The following is an 18,769-nucleotide window of genomic DNA, read 5'->3' on the forward strand; positions in this document are numbered from 1 at the left end:
CCATGATCAAGCCCCGCCGCTGTCAACAACGCTCGTGATCAATACACCTAGGCGCTCTGCAACCGCTCCTGCCGCAGCAAAGAGGCCAACGCCGACGCGAACTCCACCGGCTCCACCGGCAGCGCCACCGCCGCGTCCGCCCGGCTCCACGTCGCCAGCCACGCGTCCTGGGGCCGGGCGATCAGCACCAGCACCGGCGGGCACTGGAAGATCTCGTCCTTGAGCTGCCGGCACATCCCCATGCCGCCCATCGGCACGGCCTCACCGTCCAGCACACAGGCGTCGATGCCGCCCTTGTCCATCTCCCGCAGGACCGCCTCGGGCGTCGCGCACTCGATGAACTCCACCACCGGGGCGTCCGGCGCCGGGCGCCGCCCGGTCGCGAGCCGTACCTGCTCCCGTGTGTTGGAGTCGTCGCTGTAGACCAGCACCGTGGCGGTCGGCCGCATGGTTCCTCCGAGACGTCAGCGTCGTAGAGACAAGCCCGTTGCGGCGGATGCTACTCCCTCACGCAGCCCGTCAACACCTGTGGGAACACCTCTGCGATGGGCCATACGGGCAGTACACACACGGGGAACACTCCGAACGGCACCCCCCGGAGTGAGGGCGGGATAAGCGACCGACATAATGTCGGTCGTGGCGACAGCAACGACAGTAGATACCGGGCACGCGCACCCGTCGGTCAATCGGCCGAACCTCACCAGTGTCGGAACCATCATCTGGCTGAGTTCCGAGCTGATGTTCTTCGCGGCCCTCTTCGCGATGTACTTCACCCTGCGTTCGGTGACGGGTGCCGATCATTGGAAGGAGATGGCGCATGCCCTGAACGTGCCCTTCTCCGCGACGAACACCACGATCCTGGTGCTCTCCTCCCTCACCTGCCAGCTCGGCGTGTTCGCGGCCGAGCGCGGTGATGTGAAGAAGCTCCGGGGCTGGTTCATCGTCACCTTCATCATGGGTGCGATCTTCATCGGCGGTCAGATCTACGAGTACACCGAGCTGGTGAAGAGGGACGGCATCTCGCTGTCCTCGGACCCGTACGGTTCGGTGTTCTACCTGACCACCGGCTTCCACGGCCTGCACGTGACGGGCGGTCTCATCGCCTTCCTGCTGGTCCTCGGCCGTACCTACGCGGCCAAGAGGTTCACGCACGAGCAGGCGACCGCCGCCATCGTCGTGTCCTACTACTGGCACTTCGTCGATGTCGTCTGGATCGGCCTCTTCGCCACGATCTACCTGATCAAGTAGCGAGAAGATCCCACGCGCGTTCTCGCAACGCACCACCCAGAAGCATCGACGCTGAAGATCCTGACACCGGGGTAATCCGTGAAAAAGCTTTCCGCACGACGACGCCATCCGCTGGCGGCGGTCGTCGTCCTACTCCTCGCGCTGGCGGCCACGGGGGGTCTGTACGCCGCGTTCGCGCCCGCGGGCAAGGCGCAGGCCGACGACTCCTCCCAGTCCCTCGCCATCGACGAGGGCAAGAAGCTCTACACCGTGGGCTGCGCCAGCTGCCACGGCACCGGCGGTCAGGGCACCTCCGACGGTCCGAGCCTGGTCGGCGTGGGCGCCGCCGCGGTCGACTTCCAGGTGGGCACCGGCCGTATGCCGGCCTCCACCTCGCAGATGGCCCAGATCCCGAGCAAGAAGAACATCTACACGCAGGCCCAGATCGACCAGCTCGCGGCCTACGTGGCCTCGCTCGGCGCCGGCCCGGCCGTCCCGACGAAGCAGCAGTACGGCCCGGAGGGCGCGGACATCGCCAAGGGTGGCGAGCTGTTCCGTACCAACTGCGCGCAGTGCCACAACTTCACCGGCAAGGGCGGCGCGCTGACGAACGGCAAGTACGCCCCGACGCTCGAGGGTGTGGACCCCAAGCACATCTACGAGGCCATGCAGACCGGCCCGCAGAACATGCCGTCGTTCCCCGACACCACCATGTCGGAGCAGAACAAGAAGGACATCATCGCGTACCTGCACGCGGTCAACGGCGATGAGACGGAGAACCCGGGCGGTCTCGAGCTGGGCGGCCTCGGGCCGGTCACCGAGGGTCTGTTCGCCTGGATCTTCGGCCTCGGCGCCCTGATCGCGGTCGCCGTCTGGGTCGCCGCTCGGACCGCAAAGGCCAAGAAGTCATGAGTAGCCAAGACATTCCAGAAGAGAACCTGCCCGCAGAGCAGGACCACGCGCACGGCGCGGTGGGCGTCGCGGACGGGAACCCGTTCGCCGACCCCGGCCTGCCGCCCCACGAGCACCGGATCCAGGACATCGACGAGCGGGCCGCCAAGCGGTCCGAGCGGATGGTGGCCCTGCTGTTCACGGTGTCGATGCTGGCCACCCTCGGCTTCATCGCCTCGTACGTGACGATCCCGCACCACAAGTCGATCTTCGTCTTCCCGATCGGCCACCTCAGCGCGATGAACTTCGCGCTGGGTCTGACCCTCGGCACGGCGCTGTTCTGCATCGGCGCGGGCGCGGTCCACTGGGCCCGCACCCTGATGTCCGACGTGGAGGTGGCCGACGAGCGTCACCCGATCGAGGCCTCCCCGGAAGTCCGGGCGAAGGTCCACGCGGACTTCCGCCAGGGCGCCAAGGAGTCGGCGATCGGCCGGCGCAAGCTGATCCGCAACACGATGTTCGGTGCGCTGACCCTGGTCCCGCTGTCGGGTCTGTTCCTGCTGCGCGACCTCGGTCCGCTGCCCGGGACGAGCCTGCGGCACACGCTGTGGTCCAAGGGCAAGCTCCTCGTCAACATGAACACGAACGAGCCGCTGCGTCCCGAGGACGTCGCGGTCGGCTCGCTCACCTTCGCCAAGCCCGAGGGCCTGGAGGAGCACGACGAGGACTTCCAGACCGAGATCGCCAAGGCGGCCCTGATGATCGTCCGGCTCCAGCCGGAGAACATCAAGGACAAGCGCGAGCTCCAGTGGTCGCACGAGGGCATCGTGGCGTACTCCAAGATCTGCACCCACGTCGGTTGCCCGATCTCGCTGTACGAGCAGCAGACGCACCACGTGCTGTGCCCCTGCCACCAGTCCACCTTCGACCTGTCCGACGGTGCCCGTGTGATCTTCGGTCCCGCCGGTCACGCCCTGCCGCAGCTGCGCATCGGTGTGAACGACGAGGGCTACCTCGAGGCGCTCGGCGACTTCGAAGAGCCCGTCGGTCCTGCTTTCTGGGAGCGCGGATGAGTACTGCAGCGAACGAAGCACCCCGCTCTCGCGGGAAGGCACCGGCCGGCGAACGCGTCGCCGACTGGGCCGACGGCCGGCTGGGGATCTACTCCCTCGCCAAGTCGAACATGCGCAAGATCTTCCCCGACCACTGGTCGTTCATGTTGGGCGAAGTGTGCTTGTACAGCTTCCTCATCATCATTCTGACGGGTGTCTATCTGACGCTCTTCTTCCACCCGTCGATGAACGAGGTCGAGTACCACGGCACGTATGTCCCGCTCCAGGGGCAGATGATGTCCGAGGCGTTCAGGTCGACCCTGCACATCTCCTTCGACGTGCGCGGTGGTCTGCTGATCCGGCAGATCCACCACTGGGCCGCGCTGATCTTCCTCGCGGGCATGTTCGTGCACATGATGCGCGTGTTCTTCACGGGCGCGTTCCGCAAGCCGCGTGAGATCAACTGGCTGTTCGGCTTCCTGCTGTTCGTCCTGGGCATGTTCACCGGCTTCACCGGTTACTCGCTCCCGGACGACCTGCTCTCCGGCACCGGTGTCCGCTTCATGGAGGGCGCGATCCTGTCCGTGCCGATCGTCGGCACGTACCTGTCGTTCTTCCTCTTCGGCGGCGAGTTCCCGGGCGGCGACTTCGTGGCCCGCTTCTACTCGATCCACATCCTGCTGCTGCCGGGCATCATGCTGGGCCTGGTGGTGGGCCACCTGATCCTGGTCTTCTACCACAAGCACACCCAGTTCGCGGGTCCCGGCAAGTCGAACAAGAACGTCGTCGGCATGCCGCTGCTTCCGGTGTACATGGCGAAGGCGGGCGGCTTCTTCTTCCTGGTCTTCGGTGTCATCGCGGTCATCTCCGCGGTCGCGCAGATCAACCCGATCTGGGCCATGGGCCCCTACCGGCCGGACCAGGTGTCCACGGGCGCCCAGCCCGACTGGTACATGGGCTTCTCCGAGGGTCTGATCCGCTTCATGCCGGGCTGGGAGATCAACTTCTGGGGTCACACGCTGGTTCTCGGTGTGTTCATCCCGCTGGTGATCTTCCCGCTGGTCCTGGTGGCGATCGCGGTCTACCCGTTCATCGAGTCCTGGGTCACCGGCGACAAGCGCGAGCACCACATCCTGGACCGCCCGCGCAACGCCCCGACGCGCACGGGTCTCGGCGTCGCCTGGATGACGGTGTACCTGACCCTGCTGATCGGTGGCGGCAACGACCTGTGGGCCACGCACTTCCACCTGTCGATCAACGCGGTCACCTGGTTCGTGCGGGTCTTCGTCTTCGTCGGACCGGTCCTCGCGTTCCTGATCACCAAGCGGATCTGCCTCGGCCTGCAGCGCCGGGACAAGGAGAAGGTGCTGCACGGTCGCGAGACCGGCACCATCAAGCGCCTGCCGCACGGTGAGTTCATCGAGGTCCACGAGCCGCTCAGCCAGGAGGCGCTGCACACCCTCACCGCGCACGAGCAGTACCAGCCGCTCGAGATCGGCCCGACGGTCGACGAGAACGGTGTCGAGCGCAAGGTGAAGGGCGCCGAGAAGCTGCGCGCCAAGCTCAGCGAGGCGTACTTCGGCGAGGAGTCGCAGATTCCGAAGCCCACCACCGAGGAGTACAGGGAGATCACGAGCGGCCACGGCCACCACTGATCGCTGCGTCAGCCACGCCACGGTCGAAGGGCCCCGTCCGGTGTTCGGACGGGGCCCTTCGCCGTGCGCGGGCGGTCTTCGGCCGGCCGTCGTGAGGAGCGGTGGTCCGGCGAGGGCCGTGGTGAGAGGCGCTGGTCCGGCGACGGAGGCCGAGCGTGTGGCCGCGGGCCAATAAGCCGGCCGGGGGCCGGGGGCTGCGGCGGCGGGTGACGCGGGCGGGCTTGCCGTGCGTGGGCGGGGCCCCGTCCGGTGTGCGGACGGGGCCCTTCGCCGTGCGCCGGGCTGGATAGGGTGGAGACGTCATTCGATGCGTACGACGACCAGGAGCGGCTGATGAGCGCTGTGACCCCCGCTGGAGGCGACACCGCGGCGGGCCGTTCCTGGCCGCGCGTGCTGAACAGCCTGCTGGAAGGCCGCGACCAGAGCGCCGAGGACACCGCCTGGGCGATGGACCAGATCATGCGCGGCGAGGCCACCGACGCGCAGATCGCCGGGTTCGCGGTCGCGCTGCGCGCCAAGGGCGAGACGGTCGAGGAGATCACCGGTCTGGTCCGGGCGATGTACGACCACGCCAACGTCATCGAGGTCCCCGGCCCCACCGTCGACATCGTCGGCACGGGCGGCGACGGCGCGAAGACGGTGAACATCTCCACCATGTCCTCGATCGTCGTGGCCGGCACGGGCGCGAAGGTCGTCAAGCACGGCAACCGGGCCGCCTCCTCGGCCTCCGGCGCCTCCGACGTGCTGGAGAAGCTCGGCGTCAACCTCAACCTGCCGCTGCACCGGGTGCCCCAGGTCGCCGAGGAGGCCGGGATCACCTTCTGCTTCGCGGTGAAGTTCCACCCGGCGCTGCGCCATGTGGCCGCCGCGCGCGGCCAGTTGGGCATCCGCACCACCTTCAACGTACTGGGCCCGCTGACCAACCCGGCGAAGGTACGGGCGCAGGCCGTCGGCGTCGCCGACGCCAGGATGGCGCCCATCGTCGCCGGCGTCTTCGCCGAACGCGGCAACTCCTCCCTGGTCTTCCGGGGCGACGACGGCCTGGACGAGCTGACGATCACCTCCACGTCCCGGGTCTGGATCGTCCGTGACGGCAAGGTCACCGAGGAGACCTTCGACCCGCGGGAGGTCGGCATCGGCCTGGCCCCCGTGGAGGCCCTGCGCGGCGCCGACGCCTCCTACAACGCCGAGGTGGCCCGGCGCCTGCTGGACGGTGAGCCCGGGCCCGTCCGGGACGCCGTCGTGCTCAACTCGGCGGCCGCGCTGGTCGCTCTGGAGCCGACCGGCGCACCGCTGGCCGAGCAGATCCGGGCCGCCATGGCGAAGGCGGCCCGGTCCATCGACTCGGGTTCGGCCAAGCGCACACTGGAGCGCTGGGTGGCGGCCAGCAACGCCTAGCGCCGACCCACGGCCGTCCCGCGATCCGGACTCGGGTTGCGGGACGCCGATCACTTCCGTTACGTTCCCGTACCAGGTCATGAGTGACAGTCATGAGGCCCCGGCCGACTGTCCGGCAACCCTCCGTCCGTGGCGGGGTGCCCCGGGTGAAGACCAGGCCGCAGGCAGCAAGGTCTGCGGCAAGCGCGGACCCCTCGCGAACCCAGGGGTCCTGGTCGTCGAGGAGTCTTCCGTGAGCAAGCGAATGCGATAGGGCCGCAGAGCCCCGCCTCCGCACACCCTTTTTCATCCTTTCCCGCGCCTTCTCGCGCATCCTCACGGGAGTTCCGCCATGTCTGTCTCCACCGCTGCCGCCGACCGGTCCGTTTGTGCCCCGCTGCCCGTTCTGGGTCGAGATGTCACCGTCCCGCTCGTCACCGGAGGCGAGGTCACCTACGCCGCCCTCGACTACGCCGCCAGCGCTCCCGCCCTGCAGCGCGTCTGGGACGACGTGGCGGCGTACGCGCCGTACTACGGCAGCGTGCACCGCGGTGCCGGTTACCTCTCGCAGCTGTCCACCGACCTGTTCGAGAACGCCCGGAAGACGGTCGCAGAGTTCCTCGACTGCCGCGAGGGCGACCAGGTCGTCTTCACCCGCTCCACGACGGACTCGCTCAACCTGCTGGCCCGGGCGCTCCCGGCCGACTGCCAGGTCTTCGTCTTCGAGACCGAGCACCACGCCTCGCTGCTGCCCTGGCAGCACGCGAAGGTCACCTACCTCAACGCCCCGCGCACCCCGCGGCAGGCCGTCGAGACCCTGGAGCGTGCGCTCGCCGACCGCGACCCCCACGGCCCCGCTCTGGTCTGCGTCACCGGCGCCTCCAACGTCACCGGCGAACTGTGGCCGGTGCGCGAGCTGGCGGCCGCCGCGCACGCCCACGGTGCCCGGATCGTCCTGGACGCCGCCCAGCTGGCCCCGCACCACCCGGTGAGCGTGCGCGACCTCGACGTCGACTGGGTCGCCTTCTCCGGCCACAAGCTGTACGCCCCCTTCGGCTCCGGCGTCCTCGCCGGCCGCGCCGACTGGCTCCAGGCCGCCGACCCCTACCTCGCCGGCGGCGGCGCCAGCCGCAAGGTCGCCCGGCGCGAGGACGGGGGAGTGGACGTGGAGTGGCACGACAGCGCCGCCCGCCACGAGGCCGGCTCCCCGAACGTGATCGGCGCCTACTCCATCGCCTCCGCCTGCAAGGCGCTGACCGAGGCCGGCTGGGACACCCTGGTCGCCCGCGAGCAGCAGCTCATCGCCGCGGTCCGCGAGGGCCTGGCCGACGTGCCCGAGGTGAGGATCCTCTCCCTCTTCGGCGACGACGCCCCCCGGGTCGGCGTGATCTCGTTCGTCGTCGAGGGCTGGAACAGCTCCCACTTCGCCGCGGCCCTGTCCGCCGAGTACGGCATCGGCGTCCGCGACGGCCTCTTCTGCGCCCACCCGCTGGTGCGCACCCTGCTCGGCAGCGACCCTCAGAGCCAGGGCGAGTGCGGCGCCCCCGAGGCGGCCCCCGGCGAGAAGTCCCTCAACGCGATCCGCGTGAGCTTCGGCGCCGGCACCCCGGACGAGCATGTGGAGCGCTTCGTCACGGCGGTCAAGGAACTGGTCACCCAGGGCGCGCAGTGGACGTACAGGACGGAAGACGGCCGCTGCGTTCCCGCTGTCTGAGGCGCGGTCCGAGGCAGTCGAACGCCCGGTGAGGCGGTGTTCCCCCGGTCAGGAGTCCAGACCGATCGCGAACGCCGCCTCCAGGTCGTGCTGGGAGTACGTCCGAAAAGCCACGTGCGTGTCCGTGCCCTCGACGCCCGGGATCTTGCTGATCCGCCCCGGGATGACCTCCGCCAGGTCCTCGTGCTGCCGCACCCGCACCATGGCGATCAGGTCGTACGTCCCGGTGACGGAGAAGACCTCGCTCACCGAATCCAGCGAAGCGATCTGCTCGGCGATCTCGGGGATCCGGTCCACGCTGGTCTTGATGAGGACGATCGCGGTGATCACGGCTGGTTCTCTCCCTCGGGGGCCGGAGCAGGGGCGGCCTTCACTCTAGTCCTACGGCGGACGGCCACCCACGCGACCAGGAAGCCCAGCCCGAAGCCGATCAGATGGGCCAGGTACGCCACCCCCGGCCCCTGGGTGGCACGCCCCGCCGCCAGCCACTGCAGCACCGCCCAGAACGGCAGGACGACCCACGCCGGGAAGCGCAGCGGCACAAAGAACAGGAACGGCAGGAGACTGGTCACCCGGGCGCGGGGAAAGAGGGAGAGAAACGCGCCGAGGACCGCCGAGATCGCCCCCGAGGCGCCGACCAGCGACTGCTCGGACGCGGCGTGGACGGCGGCGTATCCCAGCAGGGCCAGGTAACCGCAGCCGACGTAGAACACGACGAACCGGCCGCGGCCCATCCGTTCCTCGGTCATCGCTCCGAAGACGTAGAGGAAGAGCATGTTGCCGAGCAGATGCACCCAGCTGCCGTGCACGAACAGGGCCGTCATGGGCGTCAGCACGGCCCGCGGGGAGCCCTGGAAGAGCTCGCCCGGGACCACGCCCCAGCGCCGGAAGTACGCCCGCTGGGCGGTGAGCAGTTCGTCGCCGTGGCCGTAGGCCGGGTTCACGCCCGCCGCCGGCCCCAGCAGGAAGATCAGGCAGCACACGGCGATCAGTGCGTACGTCACCGGGGCCGAGGTGCGCGACAGGGTCCTGGTCGCCTTGCCGACCGCGGTCGTCCAGTTGCCGATCATGCCTACAGAGCATGACGTAACCGGACGCATCGGACGAGGCCGCCTCGCCGCCGTGGACGGACCAGCGGCGAGTGACCGCCAGGCCGTAGGGTTACGAGCCACACGCACCGGGGAGGCCGGTGCGTCACGGACACTGGAAGAAAGCGAACAGTCACGATGACGGTTCCCCTGCCGACCGCCACGACGCGGTGGCGCTGCACGCTCTGCGGCAACCTCACCCGCTTCGACGTGACCCGCTCGTCGAAGGTCGTCGAGTACGTCCACCTCGATCTCGCCGGCGAGCCCAAGGTCGAGGAGCGCGACGTGCTCAGTGAGACCATCGAGTCGGTGCGCTGCCGCTGGTGCAACGCCGTGGACCAGGTGGAGCTCGTGGACCGGCCCGCGGCCGAGGCCTGAGCCGGCGCCCCCTCACGGCCGACAGGAAACACGTACGACAGGTACAGGAGTGACGGATGGTGGAGACCACAGGCGGGGGGCCGGGCGACGGCGCCGCTGAGGTGCTCGACCGTCCGCTGCCCGACGGCGTGCGCCGCAGGGTCGTCCAGATCGTCGCGGACGGCTTCGGCGGGCTGACCGTCGGCGAACTGCCCGCACAGCTTCGGCAGTACGCCCGGTTCGCACCGAACCGGCGGGCCAAGTTCGCCGGGAACGCGATGGCGGCCGCGCTGGAGACCGATCCGCTGTTCCGGCAGCGGATCGGCGAGAAGTTCAGAGAAGCGCAGCCGGAACTGGCCGGCGCCCTGGACTCCGGCTCGCCGCCCCCGGCCGCGGACCCGCTCGACGTGGCGGCCGCGGCCTATGTTCTGCGCCCCGCGGGCTGGGTGAAGCTGGTCACCGCGGCCGGCGAGGAGGCGCAGCGCGCCCACGCCGAGCGCGCCGACGAGGAGAGCCGCGCCGAGCTGGAGCGGCTGCGCGAACTGCTCGCGCAGACCAAGGAGCACACCCGCGCCGAGACCGAGCGGCTGCGCGCGGAGCTGGACCAGGTCAAGAAGGAAGCGGAATCGCTGCACCGCAAGCTGCGCGCCGCCCTCAGTGACGTCAAGCGCGGCGAGGCGGCACTGCGCAAGGCGCAGGCCGAGACCGAGGGCGTACGCGCCGAAGCGCAGGCGCAGGTGTCCGCGGCGGAGAGCGAGTCACGGCGGCTCAAGACGCGTCTGAGCGAGGCGGAGGCCGCCCTGGAGGCCACCCGCCGCGCGGCGCGCGAGGGACGCAGCGTGGAGGACATGCGGGTCCGGCTGCTGCTGGACACCCTGCTGGACGCCACCCAGGGACTGCGGCGCGAACTCGCCCTTCCCCCGGTGTCCGTGCGCCCGGCCGAGACCGTGGACGCCGTCGAGCCGGGGCGGATGACGCCGAAGGACATCGCGGCGCGCGCGCTGTCCGAGAACGACCCTGCGATCCTCGACCAGTTGCTCGCGCTGCCGCAGGCGCATCTGGTCGTCGACGGCTACAACGTCACCAAGACCGGCTATCCCCAGATGCCGCTGGAGAAGCAGCGCCTGAGGCTCCTCGGGCAGCTGTCCGCGCTCGCCGCGCAGACCGGCGCCGAGGTCACCTGTGTCTTCGACGGGGCCGAACTGGTCGCGCCGGTGCTGCTGGCTCCGCCGCGCGGGGTGCGGGTGCTGTTCTCCAAGCCGGGTGTCACGGCGGACGAGCTGATCCGCCAGCTGGTGCGCGCCGAGCCGCCGGGCCGCCCGGTCATCGTCGCCTCCACCGATCGCGAGGTGGCCGACGGCGTCGCCCGGGCCGGTGCCCGACCGGTGGCTTCTGCGGTACTCCTCAAGCGACTGTCCTAGAAGGTGAACGCACGGGCCCAATGCCCGAATTGGCGCCCGCGACGATCCACAGACGGTCAATCCCATGTCACTGCTGGTGAGTTGTGTGCAAAGAATGCATGGCGTGACGGGTTTTTTTGCTGTGAGGATTTGAACTCATCACAGCGAGGTCACTAGGGTCTGCCTTCGAACCTCCGAACGGGTGATTACTCACAAGAAGGAGTTCGCCTCCGTGGCGTCCCACCGTCGACCCAAGCAGCCGAGCCGTGCACGTGTGACCGTGCTGACCACCGCAGCCGCCGCTGCCGTCGCCATCAGCGCGCAGGCGGCCAACGCCGCGCCCAGTGAGAAGCCGAGCAAGGACGAGGTCAAGGCCAAGGTCGACAAGCTCTACGAGGAGGCCGAGCAGGCCACCGAGAAGTACAACGGCGCCAAGGAGAAGCAGGAGACGCTCCAGAAGGAGATCTCCACCATCCAGGACAACGTGGCGCGCGGCCAGGAGGAGCTCAACGAGCTGCGCGACGGCATAGGCCTGGCGGCCGCCGCCCAGTACCGCACCGGCACCATCGACTCCTCCGTGCAGCTGTTCCTCTCCTCCGACCCGGATTCGTACCTCGACAAGGCCTCCACGCTCGACCAGTTGAGCGGCCAGCAGGTCGAGGCGCTGAGGAAGATCCAGGAGAAGCAGCGTCAGCTCGCCCAGGAGCGCTCCGAGGCCGCGGCGAAGCTCAAGGACCTCTCCGCCACCCGCACCGAGCTGGGCAAGAAGAAGAAGGAAGTCCAGGGCAAGCTCGCCGAGGCGCAGCGGCTGCTCAACTCCCTGACCGCCGCCGAGAAGGCCGCCATGGCCGCGGAGGACGCCCGCGCCAGCCGCTCCGCGAGCAGCCGCGTCGACCTCGGCAACTCCAAGGCCGCCTCCGGCCGCGCCGCCGCCGCCTTCTCCGCCGCCCAGAGCCGGATCGGCTCGCCGTACGTCTACGGCGCCACCGGCCCGTCCTCCTTCGACTGCTCGGGTCTGACCTCCTGGGCCTACGCCCAGGCCGGCGTCTCCATCCCCCGCACCTCGCAGGCCCAGGCGAACGCCGGCACGCGCATCTACTCCATGAGCGACCTCCAGGTCGGCGACCTGGTGCTCTTCTACGGCGACCTGCACCACGTCGGCCTGTACGCGGGCAACGGCCAGGTGCTGCACGCCCCGCGCACCGGCACCGTCGTGCGCTACGAGTCGATCAACAACATGCCGTTCCAGTTCGGCGTGCGGATCTGACCCTCGGGACTCGCGCCAGGACATCCCGGCCCTCGACAAGATCAACGCGCCGTGCCGCCCGAACGGGCGAATCGTGACTACGGGAAATGACCCCACGCCCCGCCGATGACCTGCGTCAGCGGCGGGGCGTCACCGTGTGTGCCCGCGGCGGTCTTTGGCCGCCGGCCCGTGACGGGGCTACTGTCTGCCGCGTTTCCCCCGGCCTGCGCCGTCCACGGCGTTTTCGGTTCCGCGGGGAGCAGTCCTGTTCCCCAGTGGAAGGAGCGCGGCCTCCCGTGGGTTCCCATCGCCGTCGCCTTGCGCACTCCGGGTTCGACCGGGGCGCGTGCGCCGCCCTCAGTGCGCTGTCCGTCGCGGCCGCGGCCCTCGGCGCCGTACCGGCCGGCTCCGCCGTGGCCGCGCCGCAGGGCGATGCCCGGGCCGAGGTCGACCGCCTCTACGAGGAGGCCGAGAAGGCCACCGAGGCGTACAACAAGGCCGACGAGCGGGCCGACGCGCTGCACCGGCAGGTCAGCGACAGCCAGGATCTGATCGCCCGTCAGCAGGAGCGGGTCAACACCATGCGGGACGCGCTGGGTTCGCTGGCCGGAGCCCAGTACCGCTCCGGTGGCATCGCCCCGGCCGTCGCGCTGCTGTTCTCCGCCGACCCCGACGACTACCTCGACAAGGCCTCCGTGCTCGACCGGATCACCGCCCACCAGGCCGGGCAACTGCACGAGCTGCAGGGCGCCCTGCGCGAACTCGCCCAGGAACGCGCCGAGGCCACCCGGCAGCTGGCCGAACTCGAGCGCAGCCGCGCGGCCGTCACGCGCCACAAGAAGACCGTCGAGCACAAGCTCGCCAAGGCGCGCCGGTTGCTCAACTCCCTGCCGGACACCGAACGCGCCGCCTATGAGCGCATCTCGCGCTCCGGCCGCACCTACCTGCCCGACCTCGGCGGGGCCGTGCCGGCCTCCGGGAGGGCCGCCGCCGCGGTCGCCGCCGCCCGCGCGGCCCTCGGCAGGCCGTACGTGTGGGGCGGCAACGGGCCCTCCGGGTTCGACTGCTCGGGCCTGATGCAGTGGGCGTACGCGCGGGCCGGGGTGCATCTGCCGCGCACCTCGCAGGAACAGCGCTTCGCCGGCCATCAGGTGCCGCTCTCTCAGGCCCGCCCCGGCGACCTGGTCGTCTACCGCTCCGACGCCAGCCACGTCGGGATGTACGTCGGGAACGGCCGGGTCATCCACGCCCCCTATCCGGGTGCCCCGGTGCGCTACGACCCGGTCGGCATGATGCCGATCTCGTCGGTGACCAGGGTCTGACCGGGCCCTGGCCCCGTACCCTCGGGAAGGTGGCTGGTCGAGGGCGTGCGTCGGGGGTGTCGGTTCTCGTCTCGGTGTGCCTGCTGCTCGTGTCCCTCGTGGGGTGCGGCGGGCGGCCCGGCGCCGACGGTGTGCGGGCCGAGGTGCAGCGTCTGCTCGACCGGCGGGCCGAGGCGGTGCTGCACCACGACGCGGCGGGTTACGGCGCCACGGGCACGCGGGCCGGGTTCGCCGCGGTGCGGGAGGTGCCGCTCACCTCGTGGTCGTACCGGGTCACCGGGGTGCGCCGCAGCGGTGCCACCGCGACCGTGGACGCCGAGCTGCGCTACCGGGTGCGGGACTACGACCAGGCGCCGGTGACGGCGGGACGCACGCTCACGCTCACCCGTTCCCAAGACGGCCGGTGGTCGGTCGCCGCCGAGCGGCCCGCGCCGAACTCCGCCGACCAGTTGTGGGACCAGGGCACGGTACGGGTCGTGCGCGGGCGGCACAGTCTCGTGCTGGGCGTCGGCCGGCCCGACGGGCAACTGCGCGCCTACGTCTCGCTCGCCGACCGGGCGGTGCCCGCCGTGACCGACGCCTGGGGAGCGAACTGGCCCGGCCGGATCGTGGTGCTGGTGCCGAAGTCGCTGGACGGGATGGCGCGGCTGCTCGGCTCGCCCGCCTCCTCCTACCGCGGCATCGCCGCCGTCACCACCGGCGAGACCGGGGCGCCGGCCAAGGCGGCCGCCGACCGGGTCATCGTCAACCCCGACGCGTACGGCATGCTCGGCACGCTCGGCCGGCAGGTGGTCCTCACACACGAGACCACGCACGTGGCCACCCGGCGCGCCACCGACGCCGCGACGCCGCTGTGGCTGTCGGAGGGGTACGCCGACTGGGTCGGCTACCGCGGCAGCGGACGCACCGCCGCGCAGGCCGCGCCGGAGCTCCAGCGGGCGGTGGCCGACGGCGAGGTGCCGGCCGCGCTGCCCGGCGACCGCGACTTCGGCTTCGCCGGGGACGCCGGGCGGCTGGCGCGGGCGTACGAGAGCGGCTGGCTGGCCTGCCGGATGATCGCCGAGCGGTGGGGGGAGGCGCAGCTGCGCGCGTTCTACCGCGCGGTGGGCGAGCACCGGGTGCGGGCCGGGGCGGTGGAGGACGCGATGCGGACGACGCTCGGCGTGACCCTGCCGGACTTCACCGCACAGTGGCGGGACTACCTGCGGGTGCAGCTGGGCTGAGCGCTGCGCCCCGGGCCGGGCGGCCGGCGGGTTGCTCCAGGAGGTCGGTCGGGCGGTCAGCCGGGCCGCTCCAGCAGGTCGATCGCCTCCCTGAGCCACGCCCGCTCCGCCTCGCCGGTCGCCCGGGCCACGCGCAGCATGCCCTGGCGGAACAGGTCGCCGGCCTCCTCCGCGCGCACCGGGCTGCCGTCCCGGTAGAAGAAGCTCGACGGGGTCTGCAGGAACTCGAGCCGGCGGCGCAGGACGGCCGCCTGCTCCGCGCGGTCCGGCAGGTGGCGCAGGAACGCCAGGACCACGTGGAAGCGGACCTGGTCGGTGATCTCCACCTGCTTCGGCCGCCGCAGGCGCTCCAGCAGGTCCGCCCGGCCGGCCTCGGTGAGGGAGAGCACCCGCCGGGGGGCCGCGCTCGCGCCCTCCTCGGTGTGCTGGCCGAGCTTGCCGGCGGCGACCAGGCGGGTGATCGCCGGATACAGCGCGCCGTCGCTCACCGGGCGGACGTGACCTTGAAGCGCCTTGATGCGCTCCTTCAGCTCGTAGCCGTGCAACGGCTCCTCGGCGAGAAAGCCCAGGATCGACAGCTCCAGCACGCATCCTCCTTGCGGGTGGCCTCCGCGCCATGCTACCTCTGGTCGAGCTATCTCGATTCGAGGTACCAGGGTCGAGGGGGACGTCTTGGACGCACATCGCAGGCAACTGATCGCACTGGCCCACCCGGTCTACCTCTCCCTGCCGGCCTCGGTCGCCGCCGGGATCATCAACACCGTCTGGGTCTCCCGGCTCGGCGGACCCGCCGTGGCCGCCGCGGCCGTGGCCACCAACACCGAGAACGTGCTGCTGGGGGTGGCCCTCGGCTTCGCCTCCGGGACGACCGTGCTGGTCGCCCACGCCCGGGGCGCGCAAGAATCCGGGGGCGGTGCGCTCGGCAGTACGGGGCGGGTGGGCGCTGTTCGGGGTCGTCACACCGGTGGTCGTGGTGGGCGGGTTCCTGCTGCGCGAGCCGCTGGCCCGGCTGGTGCTCGGCGGCGGGGACGGGGCCGCGGTCCCGCTCGCCACGGCCTACCTCGCGGTCTCCCTGCCCGGCGTCGCCGTCTTCTTCGCCCAGCAGCTGCTCGACGCCGTCCTCAAGGGCACCGGCGACACCCGCACCCCGATGCGCCTCGCCCTGCTCGCCAATGGCCTGCGAGGGCCGCGACGCGCGGCGGGCGATCGGCCGGCAGGCCGTGCTGGTCTCCGGCACGGTGGGCCTCGCCGCCTCCGCGCTGTTCGCCCTCGCCGCCCCCCGGATCATGGCCGCCTTCGGCGCCGGGCCCGCGGTGGCCCACGACGGCGTGCTCTTCCTGCGCTGCGTCGGCCCCTACCTGTTGCTGATGGCCTGCTTCATCGCGCTCGGCGGGGTCTTCGAGGGCAGCGGCGGAGCGCCCGCGCTGCTGCGGATCACCCTCGCCGGCACGGCCGCCCAACTGCCGCTCGCCCTGGCGCTGGCCGGGCTCGGCCTGCCGGGGGTGTGCCTGGCGCTCGCGCCGGCGATGGCCGTGCAGTGTGCGGCGGTGGCGCTGCTGCTCCGGCGCTCTCCGGCACCGCAGGAGGAGACGGCCTCCCTGGTACGGGCCACCTGAGGCCGGCTCGGCGGCGACCGGCGTGGGCTCGAGGAGCCGACCGGGTCCGGCCCGGAGGGTGCCAGGGGCCCGGCTCAGGAGGCGACCGGGGTCCTGTTCGGGTCGGCGGCCTGCGCGGGGACCGTCTTGCGGGGCGCGGGCGGGACCGTCGAGCGCCACAGCAGGACGGCGGCGGTGGCCGTGGCGGCGACCAGCAGGCCGTTGCGGGCGAACAGCAGCGTCATGCCCAGGTCGTCGCTCGCGACCACGTTGCCGAAGTGCACCGGGAACTCCAGCACCGTGAACAGCGTCGCCGCCAGCACAAGCGCCGCCGGCCATCGCATCCGGGTCGAGCGGAAGCACAGGCACACCGCCGCCAGACCCACCAGCCACACCAGATACTGCGGGCTGATCACCCGGCTGGTCGTGGTGAACAGCAGCACGGCGGTGAACGCCGCGTCCGCCAGGGAGTGCGGCGAGAACTCGGACGCCAGCACCCGCCACAGCAGCAGCCAGGCGAACACCGCCCCGGTCAGCGCCAGCGCCGCCGTGCTCACGACCTGGACGTAGGGGCCGAGGAACTCCACCGAGCCGTAGTTCAGCAGCACCTGCCCGCTCCAGCCGAAGTGCCGGGCCACGTGGAAGACCGTCGAGCCGAGGGACTCCACCTCGGTGCCCCGGTCCCGCTGGGCGGTGAGGAAGGCGAAGGCGCCGGGCATCCAGACGGCGAGGAGGGCCGCCAGCACCGCCGCGGTCACCGCGGCCGTCGTCCACGCCCGTCGGCGGGCCGCGCCCCACACGCCGACCAGGAGCAGCGCCGGCCAGACCTTCAGCATCGCCCCGAAGGCGGCCAGCGCCCCCATCAGCCGTGGCCGGCGCACACCGGCGAGCAGCGCGGCCACGGCCACCGCGGTCACCATCACGTCGTAGCGGGCGTACACCGTCGGGCCGAGCAGCGGGACGCCGACCACCCACACCCAGGGGCCCCACAGCGACTTGCCGGGGCGCAGGCCCGCGTACACGAGCAGCGCGAGCGTCACCAGGTCGGCGACGAAGGCGAGGACGAAGAAGCCGTGCGCGTAGCCGAGGAAGGGCAGCGTGGCGGGGGAGAGGATCGCCAGCGCGGCCGCGGGCGGGTACTGCCAGGTGACGTCCTGCTGCGGGAACGTTCCGCCGCGCAGGACGTCGTACCAGCCCTGGTAGATCACCCACACGTCGCTGGTCACGTCCGGGCCGGGGAAGACGTACACCCGGAAGACGAACAGCAGCAGCAACAGCCGGGTCACCGCCCACACGCCGAGCAGCCCGGTCAGGGACCACCTGGTGGCCGTCGTCTTCACGTGATCCCCGTCCGTTCGAATACCAGCTTGCAGAACATGATGGCGTGCCCGGCTGTGTGCCTGCCACATACGGGGGCTCTTGTAGGGTCGGCGGCGATGCACAAGACCCTGATCGTGACGAACGACTTCCCGCCCCGGCCGGGCGGCATCCAGGCCTTCCTGCACAACATGGCGCTCCGGCTGGACCCCGAGCGGGTCGTCGTCTACGCCTCCACCTGGAAGCGCGGCCGTGAGGGCGCCGAGGCGACCGCCGCCTTCGACGCCGAGCAGCCCTTCACCGTCGTACGCGACTCCACGACGATGCTGCTGCCGACGCCCGGGGCGACCCGGCGGGCGGTCGGGCTGCTGCGCGAGCACGGGTGCACATCGGTGTGGTTCGGGGCGGCCGCGCCGCTCGGGCTGATGGCGCCGGCGCTGCGCAGGGCCGGCGCGCGGCGGCTGGTCGCCACCACCCACGGGCACGAGGCCGGCTGGGCCCAGCTGCCCGCCGCCCGGCAGCTGCTGCGCCGGATCGGCGAGAGCACCGACACGATCACCTACCTCGGCGAGTACACGCGTGCCCGGATCGCCGGCGCGCTGACTCCCGAGGCGGCCGCGCGGATGGTGCAACTGCCGCCCGGCGTCGACGAGAAGACCTTCCACCCGGCGTCGGGGGGCGACCAGGTGCGGGCCCGGCTCGGGCTCACCGACCGGCCCGTCGTCGTGTGCGTCTCACGGCTGGTGCCGCGCAAGGGGCAGGACACGCTCATCCAGGCCATGCCGCGCATCCTGGCCGCCGAGCCGGACGCGGTGCTGCTGATCGTCGGCGGCGGGCCGTACGAGAAGGACCTGCGCCGCCTGGCCGCGCAGACGGGGGTCGCGGACTCGGTGGTCTTCACCGGCGCCGTGCCCTGGTCGGACCTGCCCGCCCACTTCGGCGCCGGGGACGTGTTCGCCATGCCGTGCCGGACGCGCCGCGGGGGGCTCGACGTCGAGGGCCTCGGGATCGTCTACCTGGAGGCCTCCGCGACCGGACTGCCCGTGGTCGCCGGGGACTCCGGCGGGGCGCCCGACGCCGTCCTCGACGGGGAGACCGGCTGGGTTGTGCGCGGCGGCTCCCCCGACGAGGCCGCCGAGCGCATCGTCGCCCTCCTCGCCGACGCGGAACTGCGCCGGCGGATGGGGGAGCGGGGCCGTCAGTGGGTCGAGGAGAAGTGGCGCTGGGACCTGCTGGCGGAGAACTTGAAAACGCTGCTGTAGTGCAGCCCACCCAGGGGCGCGGGGCTGCATACGGCTCCGCCGC

The 18,769-nt window shown here is 71.4% G+C and carries 17 protein-coding genes, 1 pseudogene and 1 riboswitch; of the genes and pseudogenes, 13 read left to right on the forward strand and 5 right to left on the reverse strand.

Annotated features, from left to right (window positions below):
- Positions 1 to 47: 47 nt before the first annotated feature.
- Complete coding sequence (locus AB0J12_RS27435; protein WP_363267111.1) at positions 48 to 449, reverse strand: hypothetical protein; 402 nt, start codon at positions 447 to 449, stop codon at positions 48 to 50.
- A 178-nt stretch (positions 450 to 627) separates the two neighbouring features.
- On the opposite strand from AB0J12_RS27435, the gene AB0J12_RS27440 reads away from it, so the two are divergent.
- The 6 genes from AB0J12_RS27440 (at position 628) to AB0J12_RS27465 (ending at position 7,916) form a co-directional block, all read left to right on the forward strand.
- A complete protein-coding gene (locus AB0J12_RS27440; RefSeq protein ID WP_363267112.1) occupies positions 628 to 1,248 on the forward strand; it encodes a heme-copper oxidase subunit III in 621 nt (206 codons plus the stop codon).
- Between the two features lie 78 nt (positions 1,249 to 1,326).
- Positions 1,327 to 2,139 (forward strand): c-type cytochrome, encoded by an 813-nt coding sequence (locus AB0J12_RS27445; protein ID WP_363267114.1) that lies wholly within the window; start codon positions 1,327 to 1,329, stop codon positions 2,137 to 2,139.
- A complete protein-coding gene (locus AB0J12_RS27450) occupies positions 2,136 to 3,191 on the forward strand; it encodes a Rieske 2Fe-2S domain-containing protein (RefSeq protein WP_363267115.1) in 1,056 nt (351 codons plus the stop codon). Before AB0J12_RS27445 ends, AB0J12_RS27450 begins: the two co-directional genes overlap by 4 nt.
- A complete protein-coding gene (locus AB0J12_RS27455; RefSeq protein WP_363267116.1) occupies positions 3,188 to 4,825 on the forward strand; it encodes a cytochrome bc complex cytochrome b subunit in 1,638 nt (545 codons plus the stop codon). The genes AB0J12_RS27450 and AB0J12_RS27455 overlap by 4 nt, the downstream gene beginning before the upstream one ends.
- A 333-nt stretch (positions 4,826 to 5,158) precedes the next feature.
- On the forward strand, positions 5,159 to 6,223 hold the full coding sequence (gene trpD / locus AB0J12_RS27460; RefSeq protein ID WP_363267117.1) for an anthranilate phosphoribosyltransferase: 1,065 nt from the start codon (positions 5,159 to 5,161) through the stop codon (positions 6,221 to 6,223).
- A 75-nt stretch (positions 6,224 to 6,298) separates the two neighbouring features.
- Positions 6,299 to 6,415, forward strand: a riboswitch (SAM riboswitch).
- A 139-nt stretch (positions 6,416 to 6,554) separates the two neighbouring features.
- Positions 6,555 to 7,916, forward strand: a complete 1,362-nt coding sequence (locus tag AB0J12_RS27465; RefSeq protein ID WP_363267118.1) for an aminotransferase class V-fold PLP-dependent enzyme — start codon at positions 6,555 to 6,557, stop codon at positions 7,914 to 7,916.
- A 48-nt stretch (positions 7,917 to 7,964) separates the two neighbouring features.
- Here the strand turns inward: AB0J12_RS27465 and AB0J12_RS27470 are convergent, their stop codons facing one another.
- Positions 7,965 to 8,246 carry an Lrp/AsnC ligand binding domain-containing protein gene (locus AB0J12_RS27470; protein WP_100572304.1) on the reverse strand — a complete coding sequence of 94 codons (282 nt, stop codon included), beginning with the start codon at positions 8,244 to 8,246 and terminating at the stop codon, positions 7,965 to 7,967.
- Positions 8,243 to 8,986, reverse strand: a complete 744-nt coding sequence (locus AB0J12_RS27475; protein ID WP_363267119.1) for a rhomboid family intramembrane serine protease — start codon at positions 8,984 to 8,986, stop codon at positions 8,243 to 8,245. Before AB0J12_RS27475 ends, AB0J12_RS27470 begins: the two co-directional genes overlap by 4 nt.
- A gap of 156 nt (positions 8,987 to 9,142) precedes the next feature.
- Between AB0J12_RS27475 and AB0J12_RS27480 the strand changes: the two genes are divergently transcribed.
- The 5 genes from AB0J12_RS27480 to AB0J12_RS27500 all read left to right on the forward strand — a co-directional run bounded on the left by AB0J12_RS27480 (position 9,143) and on the right by AB0J12_RS27500 (position 14,552).
- The gene (locus AB0J12_RS27480) at positions 9,143 to 9,382 is read left to right on the forward strand and encodes a hypothetical protein (protein WP_363267120.1); all 240 of its coding nucleotides are present in this window, start codon (positions 9,143 to 9,145) and stop codon (positions 9,380 to 9,382) included.
- Positions 9,383 to 9,438: 56 nt separating this feature from the next.
- Complete coding sequence (locus AB0J12_RS27485) at positions 9,439 to 10,782, forward strand: NYN domain-containing protein (protein ID WP_363267121.1); 1,344 nt, start codon at positions 9,439 to 9,441, stop codon at positions 10,780 to 10,782.
- A 211-nt stretch (positions 10,783 to 10,993) separates the two neighbouring features.
- Positions 10,994 to 12,028, forward strand: a complete 1,035-nt coding sequence (locus AB0J12_RS27490; protein WP_363267123.1) for an NlpC/P60 family protein — start codon at positions 10,994 to 10,996, stop codon at positions 12,026 to 12,028.
- A 275-nt stretch (positions 12,029 to 12,303) separates the two neighbouring features.
- Complete coding sequence (locus tag AB0J12_RS27495; RefSeq protein ID WP_363267124.1) at positions 12,304 to 13,329, forward strand: NlpC/P60 family protein; 1,026 nt, start codon at positions 12,304 to 12,306, stop codon at positions 13,327 to 13,329.
- A gap of 29 nt (positions 13,330 to 13,358) precedes the next feature.
- Entirely contained in the window at positions 13,359 to 14,552 is a 1,194-nt protein-coding gene (locus AB0J12_RS27500; RefSeq protein ID WP_363267125.1) for a hypothetical protein, read from the forward strand.
- A gap of 56 nt (positions 14,553 to 14,608) precedes the next feature.
- On the opposite strand, the gene AB0J12_RS27505 is transcribed toward AB0J12_RS27500, so the two are convergent.
- Positions 14,609 to 15,139 carry a PadR family transcriptional regulator gene (locus AB0J12_RS27505; protein ID WP_363267126.1) on the reverse strand — a complete coding sequence of 177 codons (531 nt, stop codon included), beginning with the start codon at positions 15,137 to 15,139 and terminating at the stop codon, positions 14,609 to 14,611.
- A gap of 85 nt (positions 15,140 to 15,224) precedes the next feature.
- On the opposite strand from AB0J12_RS27505, the pseudogene AB0J12_RS27510 reads away from it, so the two are divergent.
- Positions 15,225 to 16,168: pseudogene (locus AB0J12_RS27510) on the forward strand (MATE family efflux transporter).
- A 74-nt stretch (positions 16,169 to 16,242) separates the two neighbouring features.
- On the opposite strand, the gene AB0J12_RS27515 reads toward AB0J12_RS27510, so the two are convergent.
- Positions 16,243 to 17,487 (reverse strand): glycosyltransferase 87 family protein, encoded by a 1,245-nt coding sequence (locus AB0J12_RS27515; protein ID WP_363267128.1) that lies wholly within the window; start codon positions 17,485 to 17,487, stop codon positions 16,243 to 16,245.
- 96 nt (positions 17,488 to 17,583) lie between these two features.
- On the opposite strand from AB0J12_RS27515, the gene AB0J12_RS27520 reads away from it, so the two are divergent.
- The gene (locus AB0J12_RS27520) at positions 17,584 to 18,726 is read left to right on the forward strand and encodes a glycosyltransferase family 4 protein (RefSeq protein WP_363267131.1); all 1,143 of its coding nucleotides are present in this window, start codon (positions 17,584 to 17,586) and stop codon (positions 18,724 to 18,726) included.
- Positions 18,727 to 18,769 lie beyond the last annotated feature (43 nt).

Source organism: Streptomyces sp. NPDC049915, assembly GCF_040656475.1.
Classification (GTDB): domain Bacteria; phylum Actinomycetota; class Actinomycetes; order Streptomycetales; family Streptomycetaceae; genus Streptomyces.

What these genes read in the sequence shown, in the direction of transcription:
- AB0J12_RS27465 (WP_363267118.1), top strand. Translation starts at nt 6,555, where the DNA reads ATGTCTGTCTCCACCGCTGCCGCCGACCGGTCCGTTTGTGCCCCGCTG.
- AB0J12_RS27520 (WP_363267131.1), top strand. Translation starts at nt 17,584, where the DNA reads ATGCACAAGACCCTGATCGTGACGAACGACTTCCCGCCCCGGCCGGGC.
- AB0J12_RS27450 (WP_363267115.1), top strand. Translation starts at nt 2,136, where the DNA reads ATGAGTAGCCAAGACATTCCAGAAGAGAACCTGCCCGCAGAGCAGGAC.
- AB0J12_RS27485 (WP_363267121.1), top strand. Translation starts at nt 9,439, where the DNA reads ATGGTGGAGACCACAGGCGGGGGGCCGGGCGACGGCGCCGCTGAGGTG.
- trpD (WP_363267117.1), top strand. Translation starts at nt 5,159, where the DNA reads ATGAGCGCTGTGACCCCCGCTGGAGGCGACACCGCGGCGGGCCGTTCC.
- AB0J12_RS27455 (WP_363267116.1), top strand. Translation starts at nt 3,188, where the DNA reads ATGAGTACTGCAGCGAACGAAGCACCCCGCTCTCGCGGGAAGGCACCG.
- AB0J12_RS27435 (WP_363267111.1), bottom strand. Translation starts at nt 449, where the DNA reads ATGCGGCCGACCGCCACGGTGCTGGTCTACAGCGACGACTCCAACACA.
- AB0J12_RS27475 (WP_363267119.1), bottom strand. Translation starts at nt 8,986, where the DNA reads ATGATCGGCAACTGGACGACCGCGGTCGGCAAGGCGACCAGGACCCTG.
- AB0J12_RS27440 (WP_363267112.1), top strand. Translation starts at nt 628, where the DNA reads ATGTCGGTCGTGGCGACAGCAACGACAGTAGATACCGGGCACGCGCAC.
- AB0J12_RS27480 (WP_363267120.1), top strand. Translation starts at nt 9,143, where the DNA reads ATGACGGTTCCCCTGCCGACCGCCACGACGCGGTGGCGCTGCACGCTC.